We start from the raw sequence: 13,527 nt of genomic DNA, 5'->3' as shown, positions 1-13,527 counted from the left end.
CATTACAGCGGGGCGTCATAATCATGGGAATTATCTCCTACATCCGCGTTTCCACCGGCAAGCAGGCCAAGTCCGGCCTCGGCCTCGAAGCACAGCGCGCCGCCATTGCCCGGTTTGCTGAGGGCGAGGGCCACGAAATCATGGGTGAGTTCGTCGAGGTCGAGACTGGCAAGGGAGCTGATGCGCTCGACAAGCGCGCGCAGCTGGCGGCGGCGCTGGCCGAGGCCAGAAAGCGCAAGTGCCCGGTAGCGGTCGCCAAGCTCGATCGGCTTTCCCGCGACGTTCACTTCATCAGCGGCTTGATGGCGCAAAAGGTGCCGTTCGTCGTCACCGAGCTGGGTGCCGATGTCGATCCGTTCCTGCTGCATCTGTACGCCGCGCTGGCCGAGAAAGAGCGGGCCTTGATTTCTCGCCGCACCCGCGATGCGCTCGCTGCCAAGAAGGCGCAGGGCAAGCAGCTCGGCAATCCGCAGCTACTGGCCGCCGCCGCCGAGCGTGACGTGCTGATCGAGCCGATCCTGCGGGAGCTGGCGGGCTTGAGCTTACGGGCCATTGCCGCCGAGCTGGATCGCCGTGGCATCAAGAGCTGGAGCGGCAAGCCTTGGAATGCACCGTCGGTCCAGGCCGCACTGGTTCGTCTCGGGCTGCTGTCATCATGAGGTTGACATTCTGCGTCGCCTGCGGGGCAATCAGCGATCTGCACCATCATCACATCGTTCCGCGCGTGAACGGTGATGACGAAACCAACCTGATTACCCTGCGCGTGCAGCGCAGGCTGGAGGGGTTGTCATGAAGGCGCTCACGCGCGTCGGCGAGGCCGTGTGATCCATGACCAACGTCGCCAGCCGGGGGTGGGTGACCACCGGGGGGATATGTCGGGATTTGTTCGGTCTGGGACTCCTGTACCAGTTATGGGCCTATATCTCCGAGATCCCGCCGACGTTCTGCCCCTTTCTTCGAGATTTCGGCGTCCTCTCGCCGCAGGATTATCAGGCCCGGGGCAAACCGATCATCCAGCACATCAACGACATGATCGAGCGCACGCATCGCCTGACCGGCATACCGCGCGAGGAGATCGTGCGTCGCGGGCTGATCCAAGGAAACACCGATGTACGGCCTCCGTGGCGCGGCGGTGATGGGCGGCCTCGCCGCGCAGGACGATTATCGTTACCAGTGATTGACCGCAGACATTCCGCCATGTCGTACTCCTGCATGAGCAGGCCGCCGAGTTGCCCAGTGTCCTGTAGCTCTGCGCTTCCGGCGTGCTGGACGGTTCCCTGTGCCTTCGGCTGCGGTCCCGGTCGCGCCGGTGTCGCCCATCTCCCGGCTTGTTCGGTGCCAGTGCGGGTTGCCATTGCCGCCGCTAGGCGGCTCATCCCCCGATCCTGCAAGGCGCGACGCTGCCATGAATGCGAAACTGGTCTGGCCACCAGCTTTTGTTGTATCGTGGTTGGACCAACTTTAGGGGGTCTCATGAACAGGCGTTGCGTATTTGGCCTTTGTGCAATCGCGTTGGTCACAATTCCTGCTTTCCCAAGCAACAGCGTGGCGCAAGGGAAGTCACTCAAGGATCAACTCGTCGGCACGTGGATTTACGTGTCCAGCACAGGTAAGCGTGAGGATGGCAGCGCCGTGCCGCGGCCAAGCGCCCAGGGCGCGGTGACCTACACGGCCGACGGCCGCTTCCACTTCATCACGGTGCGCACCGAGGTGCCGAAGTATGCGTCGGGCGATCCAGCACGACCGTCCCCCGAGGAAGCCATGGCCGTTGCGTCGGGCGTGGTTGCCTACACCGGAACCTACACGCTGGACGAAAGCACGAAGACGGCTCACCTCAACATCGAGACGAGTTCGGTTCCGAATCTCGTCGGAGCGCCCAATCAGCGCCGGATCGTCACGTCGATTACCGACGAGGAATTGAAGCTCACGAACCCGCGCACACCCGCGGGTGTGACGCTGGAGTTGGTGTTTAAGCGGGCGAAGTGACCAGCTTGCCATGCCATCGTCCGCGTCGGAGACGATGACGCGATGCCGTCCGCTATCGGTCGCCTGTCCGCGTGTGGTGATGACGTTCGCTTCGACTGCCTCCCGCGTCCGCGACGCTGGAGCTGTGGTCATCCCACTCGCGTATGAAGGCCTCCAACTGAGGCGGCCCTACTTCTGCGCGCGTCTTGGTGTCTCAGCGGGCATCGTTGTTACGGTGCCGCAGGCTGGGCAGCGGTAGGCGCGCGTGCCCGTTTGTGGCTTATTTTCATCCGTTATCTTGAGCCACATTTCGGTAGTGCAATGCGGACAAGAGGGCGGAAGTGCCGGCGGCACCGTAGTCTTACGGGGCCTCAGTGTCACAAAGCGAACCGACGCTAGGCCCGCACTTGATGTTTAATTCTCGCGCTTCATGACGTGACCATACCTCCGATCGCCCGGCATGCTCGCCGGGCTTTTCGTTGGGCGACCAGTCACGTCGAGGCCGCGCAGTGATGCCAGGGTCGGAAGACGCCGGGCAGTCACTCAATCGGCAGCGATGTCGAGATGGCTCCCGGAGTTGATCTCAGGCGTTCCGACAACCAATGCCGCTGCAAGTGTCACCACCGCCTATGACGCGGTCGTCCGGGTCATCGAACGAAAGCTATAACTGACGATGTTCAACACAGACACGGTCGTCCACCTGATCGGCGACCCCTGCCTGAAGCTGTACCACAAAGGCAAAGGCTGTTGGTGTTTCGAATTTGATGACCACGAGCAGGCCGGTACCAAGATGATGCTGGTAGAACGGCTCAACGATCTGCCGCTCGATACATGGTTGAACGAGGGCAAGGCATTCGTCGCCGCGATGCGGGCGCAGCGCGAGCGGTGACGATCGCAACGCAACCCGGAAAATCGTCCGGGCAAACATCTTGAATGTGTGCCGTCTCGCGGTCCCGGCGCGCGCGGCCCGGCCCGAAGGACCCCAAATTCAATGGGGCCTAACCGCGGCATGTCCGCGCCTTCGGCAGCAAGTGTCTAGGGCTGCGTATTTAGCAGCAGGATCAGCTCGGGTCGAAGTTCTTGAGCCATCATTTGCGATTTGCGCCAGTGCCGATGCGCTGACAGTTGCGGGCTTTCCGGCCGAGCTGGCCGCCAAGCACGGCACGTCGAGCGGTATCCTAGGAGACCATTGGCTCGAAGTCATTTGACTATTGCAGCCGAGAACAGAGCAGCCGGGATTTCGAAATCATCAGCCTACGGCCGCGCCGGCACAAGCTCCATCGTTGTAGTTGTCGTCGGCGCTTTCCGCGACAGCTGTAAACACCATTGTACCATCGGGAAGAGCCGCCGCGTCGGTGAAGCAAAGCGGAATTCCCTCGATCTGCCCAAGATCAAACGTGTTGATGGCTAAGGGCGCGAGCGGCGCAGTCTGCTCTGAACTCAATGCCTCAAGGAATGTCGAAAGCTGAAATCGGAATTCCGCTGATTTCCGCGCTGGAACAATCGCAACTCGGTGCCGCTAACGACCGCGCCTTCAATATTTAGCCCAGCAACTTCTCGGTCGAGGGAAGCAAGAATAGGCGAACAATCGACGACCCGGGGGAACCCGCGCACGGCACCCTGTGCGTCCAGTCCGAGCAGAGCGCCCAAACGACGATTGGGCCTTGAGCCCGAACCGAACGCCAAGAGTGCGCCATAGGGGTAATTTCCGAAACTGGGAAGGAGTGTGAGTGCTTCAAAGTCGGCCTTTTGCTTCTTGCGATCCGCACTGCAAGAAGGCAATTCACCTTCGAAAAGCCTAACCAGGTCACCAGGTTCATGGGAGTTCGCGCGAAACACGCCGAGGTGAAGTTCGTCATCGGCGACGACGTAATTGAAAGAATTAAGGCACACGAGTCCGCTCGCGGCACTCAAATGTAAGGGGCGCCCCGAGGTAGTAGCTGAAAGGTCGAGTTGGCGGACTTTGGTCAGGGTGATCATTCGTTTAGCTTGGTTGGCGCCCAGTGACGGGGCCGCGACTGCGCAATCGCCGGCTCAAGCAGGACGAGATTTCGGCGCGCCTTGCGCCTATCAAGCCCGACGATGGGACGCCCCTGCGGGGTGAATGCGAGGCCTTCCGGCTTGCCATCTAGATCACCGAGATGCCATGCATCGATTAGCGAGGCAGTTCCGCCGCCTGCCAGGAGATTATCGAGCCGGGCAATCGTGAATGACTTGTCGCTGAGCAGATAGAGATGGCCATCCGGACCTATCTCTAGGTCACTGAAGTCCGCACAAGTTCTGGCAAGTGCCTTGTCTGGACGCCAGATTGCCACGGCCACGAACCGATGACGGCCTTTTCTGATCGGCCACTGTGCGCCGTCCGGCAGTGCGCCGCCGCGGGCGAGGCCTCGCGAGTGGGAGTCGGGCGGGCCAAACTCGAGGAGGGCCGCTGGCTTCTTCTCCTTGGCGACGAGCAAATGCCCGCCGGGCAACATCACCACTCCTTCGCCTCGAGATCCGTTCGGATCGGACCATGCTCGCGCGAATTCGCCACGCCCTTCCACCACGAGATCAATCGAAGCAACTGTCTCCAGCGCCAGGGTGTCGATGAGTTCGACACGCGGAGGTGTTTCCTGGAGCAGCAAGACGCGCCCTCCGCCGTCGGCACAGACAGCCTCGATCTGAGGGTCATGCTTAGGAAGCTCCGAACCCGAGAGCTTCGCAATGCTCTTCGTATGCCAGTCGATCCGGGAGCCATCGCTGCGCGAAAGTGAAAACCAGGCGATCTTCGCTATCCGGTCGCCGACCGCGATCAATGACATCCGGCCGGCGCGGCTGCGGCGTAGGCAAATGCCCGACACCTCACGAAGCGGCACGTCGATCACACGCCGCACCTGCAGTTCATTCTGGTCCGACCTGCCGTTTCTGCCCATGTTATGATGTACTCTGCGCAAAAAGTAGCGAAGGCAAAAACCAAGCCTGCGTGCGCGAAGGGCCTCTTGATCTGGATCAATAGGGTGACAGATCCGTGATGGTCGCGGTCAGCCCCGATGGAAGCGCAACACTGACCGCCCGGAACATGGTGTGGTTTGAAGCAGGACGTCCTCGCAGCCAGGGGCGAACGCAGCTCGGACGGCTGGTCCGCCCATGCCAACCCCAAGGAATTCGCGTTTGTCACCTCGTTCTTTGGGAACCTGTGTCCCATGTCCGCTTCCCTTCTCCGCTACTTTCGACGTCGCGAGGATGCTCTACCTGGGAGTGACGACCCGACCTGCGGGTACCGAGCGACAAGCGTTTGAACTCCCTTGATCAGGAACTCAAGATTTTCGGTTACCCTCTCAGAGGTATAATACTCACCGCAGTAGCGCGCGTAGTCCGGCAGCTCTTTGCCTCGGATGAGCGGAATGATCCAAGAGAAGCGATGACGCATATCAGGCATTACACGTGATGTGACGCCAACGACGTACCAATCTCCGTTTTCGAGGCCGAGCGTCGGACCGCCCGAATCTCCAGGACAAGTGCGATTTACGGGCTGTGCGAATTTTAACTTGCCTTTCTCGCTGGGGTTCTTGTCCCAGAAAACAACTTCATCAACTTTGAGGATTCCGATAGCGTCGTCATGAATCCATCCATCCCGCCCGGCGCGGAAGCCATAACCTAAGCGCACGTATTTTTCGAATTGTTGGCCGCGACTGGCGAGCGGCACTATCGGAACATCCGCAGGAAGAGATTTTTCGAGGTAGAGCAGAGCGACATCATGGGTTACGTCGATTTTCGTTTCGCGCGCCAGTGGTGAAATCACGTGATCAGCGACCTTGATCTTAACGCCGCCGCCGCTCGCCCACTTTGGAATCCTGTTTCCAAGGCAGTGGTAGGCAGTAAGGACGATTTTGTCGGCGATCCGAGTGCCGGTACAAAACTCCAGAAAGATAGCGGTGCGTTCGAGTTCTTTTGCTGGGGCCGACGGCATTTGCAATGTGGTAAGCGCGAGAATTATTCCGACAATCGACCTCACTGAACTCTCCACAGGAGCTTCGACAGCTATTGAGCTGATCCGATCAATACTGAACTCAATATAAATTCGGCGCCATTGTCCTAAGGTGCCGCTGACCTTCGGATTGGGAGGCCTGCGGCGGCGACGACCTCCGGCGATAGTGTCGGCTCGAACGCCCAGCTGTTTTCGGTGAACGCCGAATCGTACGGGTGCCAAGGTCAGAAGCCTTGCCCTATATGCATTCTTTCGAGGTCAGCTTTCCGCTTGAGAACCGTGTGGGTACCAACTTTCCTTGATGTTTCAATCATTGCTGGAAGTGGTGCGGCGATAATTCGCGGAACGCGGTTCATTGACACACGTCAACACTGCAGAAATGTACTTCCCGCCCTCATTGGCGAACAGGCGCGTTGAATGGAGAGGTTCTCATGAGCATATTTGACAAAATCAAGGGCGCAATTTTCGGCACGAAGGCGGAAGCAGCATCGGCGGATGCTACCACAAGCGCTCCGAGTTCGGGCGGCGCAAATCCTTCAGCGCCGGCGCAAGCGATCGATATCGCACCCATTCTCGATAGCGCGGTGGCCGCCAAGAAGGAAAAATTGCAATGGCGAACGTCAATCGTCGATTTGATGAAAGCTCTCGACCTCGACTCCAGCCTGAGCGCGCGTAAGGACCTTGCCAAGGAGCTGGGGTACACAGGCGACACGAACGATTCCGCAACGATGAACGTCTGGCTGCACAAACAGGTCATGACCAAAATTGCGGCGAATGGCGGGAAAGTGCCTGCGGATCTGAAGCATTGACCGAAGAATTTGGGACCGCTCCGCTCCCAAGGGCGGTCGAGAATCCAACGCTGCTTTCAAATGTTATGAGGTGAGTTAGTCATGGCAGACAAATCAAGCTTTACAAAGGATGAGTGGACGCTGCTGCTCGAGAGTCCGATGATGGCGGGCATGGCAATCACCGCTGCCGATCCAAGTGGCCTGTGGGGTTTGTTGAAGGAATCATTCGCAAGCGGCAATGCGCTAGCGAAAGCCATGGCCGATCCCGGTAGCAATTCGTTGGTGAAGGCTCTCGCGACGGATTTTTCCACGAGCGAGGCCCGAAGCGCTGCGCGCGATAGCCTTAAGACCAAGCTCGCCAGCAGCAAACCTGCAGAGGTCAAAACGAAGTCTATCGAAGCTCTACGCCAGGTTTCGGCGATGTTGGCGACAAAGGCACCGAGCGACGCTGCAGCCTTCAAAAGCTGGCTTCGTCAGATTAGCCAAAGTACCGCCGAAGCGGCGAGCGAGGGAGGCGGCTTGCTCGGCCTTGGCGGCGTTCAGGTAAGTGAAGCCGAGAAGGCGACCTTAGTCGAAATTTCCAGCGCCCTCGGTGCTTGATAGGCTGCTAAATCTGCCGCTGATTCAGGACAATGGTGGCGCAGCACCGCGTTTTCACCATCCAGGGCCGCGAGCCCTGTCTGGGACCTAGTCGAGCAGATGTGGGAAACAGACATTGATCGAGATCAACGAATCTCTTCGGCGCGGTCTAAAACTAAGGCGCCTCTCCCTTGATGCTGCGGCATCCTGGGCGCTAGCTTGAAATATAAACTGCAAGCGCATGTCGGCAATCGATGTTCAAAGGAGTATTGCACATGGGAATGCTTGACGAATTACTCGCCGGTGGGCAACGCCAGAAAGAGTACAGCGATTTCGTTGATCGATACGAACAAGGAGATCCGTCGGAGGGTTATTCCGATCAAGAGGTTCTCAATCGGTATGGTGATGTCTCACACGCCGTGCCGCCTGACCAGTACGCGCAGGCAGCGATAGAAGCGTTGGGCAAGCTTTCGCCGGAAGAGCGGGCGGCGTTCGTGAAGATGCTGCAGCAGCGAGCCGCGGCGCGCGGCGTGGCGCTTCCGGGACAAGTGGCCCCCGAACCGAAGGAACTGGGCGAGGTGCTCACCGATCTGCATGGGAAGCCCGGTCAGCTCCGGGATATCCTCGCCAGTGGCGACGCCCAGCCTCAAGAGCAAGCCCAACCGTCGAACCCGATTATCGACATACTTGCGTCCCCGCAGGCAAAGGCCGTGCTCGCGGGCATCGCGGCCATGGTGGTCAAGCGCGTCATGCAGGGTTCATCCCGAACCGCGTAGCGCATGCGTGCGGCCCGCAAGAGCCCGCTGTATCCGCGTTGGGCAGAGATTAGGCCAAGGTCCGGTTGGGGTCAAAACCCAAACAAATCGCTTTGAGCACAATTGGTCTGCCACGCTCCCGGAAGCGGACTTCACATCGGGTTTCGTGGCAGTCCACATCGTCAGACCTGTTGCTCCAACGGCGGCTCGCCGTTCTTGTCGGCCATCTCAAGGCAGGTGTTGGCGATCTCGGTCCGCACCTCGAACACGACGCGCTCGATGCTGCGCCGGATCGCCAGATCGCCACGCGGCGCACACCGCGCAGGCAGGCTCGACAAGGCGGTCAGAGTGACACCGGCATGCTGTCGATCAACGCATCGGCATCGTCCCGGCGCACCAGTTCGCACCGCTTCTCCATCAGCCGCAGTTGCAGCATCTCGGTCTTGACCTTGACGTGATCAGCGTCTGCCTCACTGCGTGGCGATTGCCACCGCTCACGCCGCAAGTATCGCAGGTAGGCAACGCGGCTGTGGTCGAGCGCAAAGCCGTCGCCTTGCCGCTGGATCACGCCTTCGGCTTCGAGCTTGCCGATGTAGGTCCGGCTGCAATCGAGGTGCAGCGCGAGTGCGGATGCACTGACGGTGCGCGCTTCCTGACCCTGCGGTCGAAAGACAGGCTTGGCGACTCAATGGAGACGGTCTCAGCCATCTTGTTTCGCTCCTATTGTGTCGCAGTAGGACGCCTCGGACTGTAGCGTCAGTGTGAAGGCTGTTTCCAGTACTGTGTTACCGAGTGCCGCGTTCAGCGTTGGATCAAGCTTCAAGTTACTGGAAGCATTCCGCGATGGAACGGGCGTTCACGTAGATGAACGCGAGATTTGTTTGATCCAAGTCAAGGGCGCGAAGCTCCCGCGAGCGAGGCTTCGGACAGCGCGCGGTTCGTTGCGATGTGCAGGTGTCCGCGGCTTTCCTCTCGAAGAAGGAGAACGCTATGTTGCGTCGAATTCTCATCGCTTCGGCAGCCGCAACCCTGCTGCTGGTTACGTTCACTCCCAATGACGCGTCCGCCCGACGCGGCGGCGGTATGCGCGCTGGAGGCTTCCACGGCAGCGGCGCTGTCGCAGTTCGAGGACCCCGCGGCGGCGCTGTCGCTGCTCGAGGATATCGGGGTGGTGCGGTCGCTGTGCGCGGCGGACGCTACGGCTATCGCGGCTACGGTGTCGGTGCCGCGGCAGTCGGTGCGGCTGCAGTCGGCGCAGCTGCGACGGGGGCCTACTACCGCAGCGGTTGCGGCTACGACGCCTACGGCAACTGGGTTTGCCCGAACTACTGAGCAACGCGACGCCGCTGGCCTATGAGTGCTCGAAGCCGAGGGTGAAGTCATCGGCATGGTTTTCTGTAACAACTGGAGAGGACGCAAATGATCAGACCCACCGTCATTGCACTCGCGCTGTGCGTTGCGTCCTCAGCACAAAGTATGCCGTACGTCCCACTTCAGCAGCCAGACAATTCGGTCATTCTGATTCGCCAAGGATGTGGTCTGGGACGTCAACTAGTCGATGGCATCTGCGTATCTAACACCAAGGTGCGTGCCGCGGTCCGCAAATGCAGCGCTCGAAAAATGCGCATGGTGAACGGTCGCTGTGAGCCACGCGCGCGACCTGCTGTCGCCCCTGGCACGGCGCGACCTGCTGCGGCCCCGGCTCTGGCGCCTCCAACGACCCAGCAACCTGCGACTGCTCCAGCCGCGCCCCGGTGACCGATAGCGAACCGTGGAGGCTGATCGCAAAAATATCCCGCAGAGCATTCACGCTCTGCGGGCCGCGCCCGGCTTCTCGAAATAGATTGCTTACTGAATGACCACGCCCCGGTCTTCGACAGCCTTGCATTGAGCGAGGCGCAGGACGAGCCCAGAGTTTCGTTCCCTTGGACGGAACAATAGAGATGTTGCCCCGAGAACACGGTGGCGCTGGCTGCAACTGCACCCATGGATTTACTCAAACCAAATATTCTCAGTAGGTGCGGTCGCGCGGTCCCCCCATTTCTTCACGCGCTGAGAAGGACCCCAACCAATCGGAACCCCATCGCGTCAGATTGACCGAGCCTATAGCGACTGTCGATGCTTTCTTTAGCATCTCAATCAGTTCCTGCGTGGAGAAGGGTTTGTTGAGAAATGCGATACATCCAGAGTTCAACGCAGCTCTGCGAACGGCAAGATCTTCATTGCCGCTAATGTAAATAACCGGCACAGCAACCCCTGCGTCATTGAGGTGATGCCTCAACTCTATCCCCGACCCATCGTTCAGATTGATGTCAAGGATGACGCAAGCCGCCTTCTCGAACTCGGTATAGCTTTTGAAAGCCTGCGCGGATGAAAACAGGATGGGTTCGTAATCGAGCTGCCGTAGCAGTCTCTGTACTGCCCTCAGCATCCCGAGGTCATCATCGACAACTAAAACGCGGTTGCGATCTTTTGACATCCCTGACCTGTCACCGACACGTCTTGGAGGCCCTTAAAAAGTGAACCCGATCCGAATTGTCAACTTGTCCTGATGGCCAATGGCTCGCCGTTCCAGATCGGGAACCCTTGGGTCCGCACAACCGCAAGAGGTTCTTTGGCTTGGTTGAGTATTACTAGGAAATGGCTGTTCAGCAGCCAGCGCGCATGGCGTCATCATCTTGATCGAAGAACGTCAGCATCGCTGATGGAGCGGCGTCCGATCTATCGCGTCCATCGGGAAAAATAGGTACGGCCGGCAAAAGGGCGTAGCATGTTGCCCTCGGACACGGAAGGCAGCAAATGCCCACAGTCGAACAATGCAGAGCCTACGCTGCAGAACAGAAGCTCTTGGGAGCGGATCAGCGGAGTTCAGCCCGCCGATCCGCCGTGCATAACAACATTTCCCGTAGCTGGACCGCGCTCGCGAACCAACTTGAGAGCCTTGCGATCATTGCGAAGTCGGAAGGAATGTAATTGGGCTGTTACACTGCTGCCTTCTGGCTGAAAGCTTGGGAAGCGGTGCGATTTCGGCTCGCGAGCGGGGAACGTGATATGGTTGAAGCAATTATGGGCAACGCAAGGTTCTTTCGCCGTAGTGGGCCATATCCACTTGGGGTGGTCACAGACACGGCACGGGGGACTGCGGATGACCTCGAACTACTCCTCGAAGGTGTGGCCCCTTTGCAAACGGCTGGCCCGAATGAAGTGAGTTTTCTGGACAACCAGCGTTACGCTTCGGCACTGGATCAGACGTTGGCCGGTGCTGTGATCGTGCATCCCGATATGGCAGCGCGAGTGCCGACGGGAACCGTGGCCATCCGAACAATTGAACCATACGCTGCTTGGGCACGCGTTGCTGCACTGTTCTATCCGGTGCCGTCGGTTTCTCCCGGTATCCATCCGTCCGCAATTGTGGCGGAGGGGGCGCTCGTCGATCCGTCGACGGAGGTCGGGCCGCTGTCTGTGATTGAGACCGGGGCAGAGATAGGACCCGGCTGTCGGATCGGACCCTGCGCGGTTATCGGAAGCGGCGTGATTGTCGGTCGGGACTGCCGGATTGGCGCACATGCGAGTCTAAGCCATGCGCTTTTGGGAGCACGCGTTTACGTCTATCCCGGCGCTCGGATCGGACAAGAAGGGTTCGGATTCGCCTCCGTCAAAGGTGGATTTCTCACTGTCCCCCAGCTTGGGCGGGTCATTCTTGAAGACGACGTCGAAGTTGGCGCTAATACGACGATTGATCGAGGATCATCGCGAGACACCGTGATTGGCGCCGGCTCGCGTCTCGATAACCTCGTGCAGATCGGCCACAATGTTTTGCTCGGCCGGTGTTGTGTCATCGTCGCACAGGTCGGTATTTCGGGTTCAACCGTGCTTGAGGATTTCGTCCGAGTCGGAGGGCAGGCGGCCATGGCCGGGCATCTTCGGATTGGTGAAGGTGCGGAGGTCGGAGCGCAGGCTGGCGTCATTTCGGATATTGCTCCAGGCGCAAGAGTGCTTGGAAGCCCTGCTCAGCCAATAAAGGACTTTTTCCGACAGATTGCCACGCTCAAGAAGATGGCAAAGAAAGAAGGATAAGACGGTTTGTATTGAAAAGCGGCATGTGATTGGGCGCCGAGGGCAAATCATGCGCATCACGCCATGTATGTTGATCCGCCCCCGATGACCGGCGAACGGGCAGCGGCGAGTTACCAATTCCTCGCCGTCATGCGAAGGCATAGCATAGAACTGACCCTCGTCGTGCTGATGCTAGTGCAGGCTCTCGAACTCGGATCTGCCGTACAGCCCGAGCATCCGTCGCGGCTATTGTCCTAAGGGGCAATTCACGAGATCACGGTCGCGTGTCACAGTCGGCGAAAGCGCTACTTAAAGTTCTTGGACCAAATGCAGCGCCAATTCGTCGTACTGAATGCCGCCGGCCTGACCGAATTAGACGAATCTCATGGGGCACACAGATAGGTCGAGTGCAGGCGACCTTTGATGTCGGGGAAGGATTGCATGGCTTCAATTACACCGGCTGCGCGGTGCTCCTAAGTCCCGGCGTTCTTTGGTAGTGCCGCATCAGCTTGTGGGTCTGGAATGACGGCACGAAGACCTCGTGGCGTGATCGCAGATAGGGCAGGGCGTTCCCGAACTTCCTCCGCAGCGACGTCTCGGTGAAAAGGTGAATTGCGATCGGGGTGGATTACGCAATCCGTTTGCTGGAAGAATTGTCGCAAGGTGTGTTGGTTCCGGGGACCTCACGTACCATGGTAGTTGCCTGAATTACCGCATGATTTGTGTGTAGGGTAGGCCCTAGGCGGTCAATGGTCCGCAAATACCGCCTCGCTTTGACTTGACGATGATTTCCAAGTTTAACTCAAGGCATCGAAGCAAGGGTGTCAGGTTCCTGGTTGACTCAGTCTAGCGGCGGGTGCCGACAGAACAGGGGATCATCGAATGAGTTCATATTTTCGGCGGCAGCTTGCGGACTACGTTGAATATCATCGCGACCCCTGGAATTGCGCGATGCATGTCTTCGGCATCGTGTTCTTGTTCCTGGCCGCCGTTCTCCCGCTCAGCCTGTGGTCGATCACCGTATTTGGGTTCCAGACCAGCGTGGCGACCATCGCTGTCGTACCGGTGCTCATCTACTGGTTCCTGCTCGACTTCGCGCTCGGAGCCGCGATCCTTGGGGCTGCGATCGTGTTGCTCTCAGCCGCCGCCGTGATCGTTGGTCATGCGACAACAGCCGGCATGTGGTCACTTACGGCCATCCTGATTGTCGTTGGCGTCGCATCGCAGATTATTGGCCACCGCGTGTTCGAGCGACGGCAGCCGGCACTCGTCGACAATCCGACCCATCTTTTGCTCGGACCAATGTTTGTCATGGCAAAGTTGCTTATCGCGCTGGGCTTTCGGCGCGATCTCGCCATCATCATTCACGGGCATCCGCAAGGTGCTACATCGTGATCTCAAATAGCTCAGCTTG

15 protein-coding genes and 1 pseudogene are annotated in these 13,527 nt (G+C 59.1%); 10 read left to right on the top strand and 6 right to left on the bottom strand.

Going from position 1 to position 13,527, the window contains the following annotated elements:
- The first annotated feature begins 23 nt into the window (after positions 1-23).
- From KIP88_RS38435 to KIP88_RS38420, 4 genes are all read left to right on the top strand, one after another.
- The gene (locus KIP88_RS38435; RefSeq protein ID WP_214493381.1) at positions 24-659 is read left to right on the top strand and encodes a recombinase family protein; all 636 of its coding nucleotides are present in this window, start codon (positions 24-26) and stop codon (positions 657-659) included.
- Positions 656-793: a hypothetical protein gene (locus tag KIP88_RS38430; RefSeq protein ID WP_214493380.1), complete on the top strand. Its 138-nt coding sequence runs from the start codon at positions 656-658 to the stop codon at positions 791-793. The genes KIP88_RS38435 and KIP88_RS38430 overlap by 4 nt, the downstream gene beginning before the upstream one ends.
- A gap of 35 nt (positions 794-828) precedes the next feature.
- Positions 829-1,986 carry a lipocalin-like domain-containing protein gene (locus KIP88_RS48300; RefSeq protein WP_308163734.1) on the top strand — a complete coding sequence of 386 codons (1,158 nt, stop codon included), beginning with the start codon at positions 829-831 and terminating at the stop codon, positions 1,984-1,986.
- A gap of 652 nt (positions 1,987-2,638) precedes the next feature.
- Positions 2,639-2,854, top strand: coding sequence for a hypothetical protein (locus KIP88_RS38420; protein WP_214493378.1), 216 nt, complete (start codon positions 2,639-2,641; stop codon positions 2,852-2,854).
- Positions 2,855-3,214: 360 nt separating this feature from the next.
- On the opposite strand, the pseudogene KIP88_RS38415 reads toward KIP88_RS38420, so the two are convergent.
- The 3 genes and pseudogenes from KIP88_RS38415 to KIP88_RS38405 form a co-directional block, all read right to left on the bottom strand.
- Positions 3,215-3,945, bottom strand: a pseudogene (locus KIP88_RS38415) (hypothetical protein).
- Positions 3,942-4,832: a hypothetical protein gene (locus tag KIP88_RS38410; protein ID WP_214493376.1), complete on the bottom strand. Its 891-nt coding sequence runs from the start codon at positions 4,830-4,832 to the stop codon at positions 3,942-3,944. The pseudogene KIP88_RS38415 and the gene KIP88_RS38410 overlap by 4 nt, the downstream one beginning before the upstream one ends.
- A 338-nt stretch (positions 4,833-5,170) precedes the next feature.
- On the bottom strand, positions 5,171-5,962 hold the full coding sequence (locus tag KIP88_RS38405; RefSeq protein ID WP_214493375.1) for a trypsin-like serine protease: 792 nt from the start codon (positions 5,960-5,962) through the stop codon (positions 5,171-5,173).
- Between the two features lie 404 nt (positions 5,963-6,366).
- Here KIP88_RS38405 and KIP88_RS38400 point away from each other — a divergent pair, with 404 nt between their 5' ends.
- From KIP88_RS38400 to KIP88_RS38390, 3 genes are all read left to right on the top strand, one after another.
- The gene (locus KIP88_RS38400; RefSeq protein ID WP_214493399.1) at positions 6,367-6,744 is read left to right on the top strand and encodes a DUF3597 domain-containing protein; all 378 of its coding nucleotides are present in this window, start codon (positions 6,367-6,369) and stop codon (positions 6,742-6,744) included.
- A gap of 81 nt (positions 6,745-6,825) precedes the next feature.
- A complete protein-coding gene (locus tag KIP88_RS38395) occupies positions 6,826-7,323 on the top strand; it encodes a hypothetical protein (RefSeq protein WP_214493374.1) in 498 nt (165 codons plus the stop codon).
- 254 nt (positions 7,324-7,577) lie between these two features.
- Positions 7,578-8,078 carry a hypothetical protein gene (locus KIP88_RS38390; RefSeq protein ID WP_214493373.1) on the top strand — a complete coding sequence of 167 codons (501 nt, stop codon included), beginning with the start codon at positions 7,578-7,580 and terminating at the stop codon, positions 8,076-8,078.
- A 161-nt stretch (positions 8,079-8,239) separates the two neighbouring features.
- On the opposite strand, the gene KIP88_RS38385 is transcribed toward KIP88_RS38390, so the two are convergent.
- Both KIP88_RS38385 and KIP88_RS38380 read right to left on the bottom strand, forming a co-directional pair.
- Entirely contained in the window at positions 8,240-8,395 is a 156-nt protein-coding gene (locus tag KIP88_RS38385) for a hypothetical protein (RefSeq protein WP_214493372.1), read from the bottom strand.
- A gap of 5 nt (positions 8,396-8,400) precedes the next feature.
- Positions 8,401-8,625, bottom strand: coding sequence for a hypothetical protein (locus tag KIP88_RS38380; RefSeq protein ID WP_214493371.1), 225 nt, complete (start codon positions 8,623-8,625; stop codon positions 8,401-8,403).
- Between the two features lie 422 nt (positions 8,626-9,047).
- On the opposite strand from KIP88_RS38380, the gene KIP88_RS38375 reads away from it, so the two are divergent.
- A complete protein-coding gene (locus KIP88_RS38375) occupies positions 9,048-9,389 on the top strand; it encodes a hypothetical protein (RefSeq protein ID WP_214493370.1) in 342 nt (113 codons plus the stop codon).
- A 679-nt stretch (positions 9,390-10,068) separates the two neighbouring features.
- On the opposite strand, the gene KIP88_RS38370 is transcribed toward KIP88_RS38375, so the two are convergent.
- Positions 10,069-10,536 carry a response regulator gene (locus KIP88_RS38370; protein ID WP_214493369.1) on the bottom strand — a complete coding sequence of 156 codons (468 nt, stop codon included), beginning with the start codon at positions 10,534-10,536 and terminating at the stop codon, positions 10,069-10,071.
- 587 nt (positions 10,537-11,123) lie between these two features.
- Between KIP88_RS38370 and lpxD the strand changes: the two genes are divergently transcribed.
- Entirely contained in the window at positions 11,124-12,134 is a 1,011-nt protein-coding gene (gene lpxD / locus KIP88_RS38365; protein ID WP_214493398.1) for a UDP-3-O-(3-hydroxymyristoyl)glucosamine N-acyltransferase, read from the top strand.
- A gap of 861 nt (positions 12,135-12,995) precedes the next feature.
- Positions 12,996-13,508, top strand: a complete 513-nt coding sequence (locus tag KIP88_RS38360) for a DUF962 domain-containing protein (protein WP_214493368.1) — start codon at positions 12,996-12,998, stop codon at positions 13,506-13,508.
- The last annotated feature ends 19 nt before the right edge of the window (positions 13,509-13,527 follow it).

Source organism: Bradyrhizobium sp. SRL28 (assembly GCF_018596315.1).
Taxonomy (GTDB): Bacteria; Pseudomonadota; Alphaproteobacteria; order Rhizobiales; family Xanthobacteraceae; genus Bradyrhizobium.
The sequence above is the reverse complement of the archived record's forward strand: the minus strand, read 5'-3'. Positions and strand labels throughout refer to the sequence as shown.

Coding starts and splice junctions, on each gene's coding strand:
- KIP88_RS38435 (WP_214493381.1), top strand. CDS start 24: ATGGGAATTATCTCCTACATCCGCGTTTCCACCGGCAAGCAGGCCAAG.
- KIP88_RS38430 (WP_214493380.1), top strand. CDS start 656: ATGAGGTTGACATTCTGCGTCGCCTGCGGGGCAATCAGCGATCTGCAC.
- KIP88_RS48300 (WP_308163734.1), top strand. CDS start 829: ATGACCAACGTCGCCAGCCGGGGGTGGGTGACCACCGGGGGGATATGT.
- KIP88_RS38420 (WP_214493378.1), top strand. CDS start 2,639: ATGTTCAACACAGACACGGTCGTCCACCTGATCGGCGACCCCTGCCTG.
- KIP88_RS38400 (WP_214493399.1), top strand. CDS start 6,367: ATGAGCATATTTGACAAAATCAAGGGCGCAATTTTCGGCACGAAGGCG.
- KIP88_RS38395 (WP_214493374.1), top strand. CDS start 6,826: ATGGCAGACAAATCAAGCTTTACAAAGGATGAGTGGACGCTGCTGCTC.
- KIP88_RS38390 (WP_214493373.1), top strand. CDS start 7,578: ATGGGAATGCTTGACGAATTACTCGCCGGTGGGCAACGCCAGAAAGAG.
- KIP88_RS38375 (WP_214493370.1), top strand. CDS start 9,048: ATGTTGCGTCGAATTCTCATCGCTTCGGCAGCCGCAACCCTGCTGCTG.
- KIP88_RS38370 (WP_214493369.1), bottom strand. CDS start 10,536: ATGTCAAAAGATCGCAACCGCGTTTTAGTTGTCGATGATGACCTCGGG.
- lpxD (WP_214493398.1), top strand. CDS start 11,124: ATGGGCAACGCAAGGTTCTTTCGCCGTAGTGGGCCATATCCACTTGGG.
- KIP88_RS38360 (WP_214493368.1), top strand. CDS start 12,996: ATGAGTTCATATTTTCGGCGGCAGCTTGCGGACTACGTTGAATATCAT.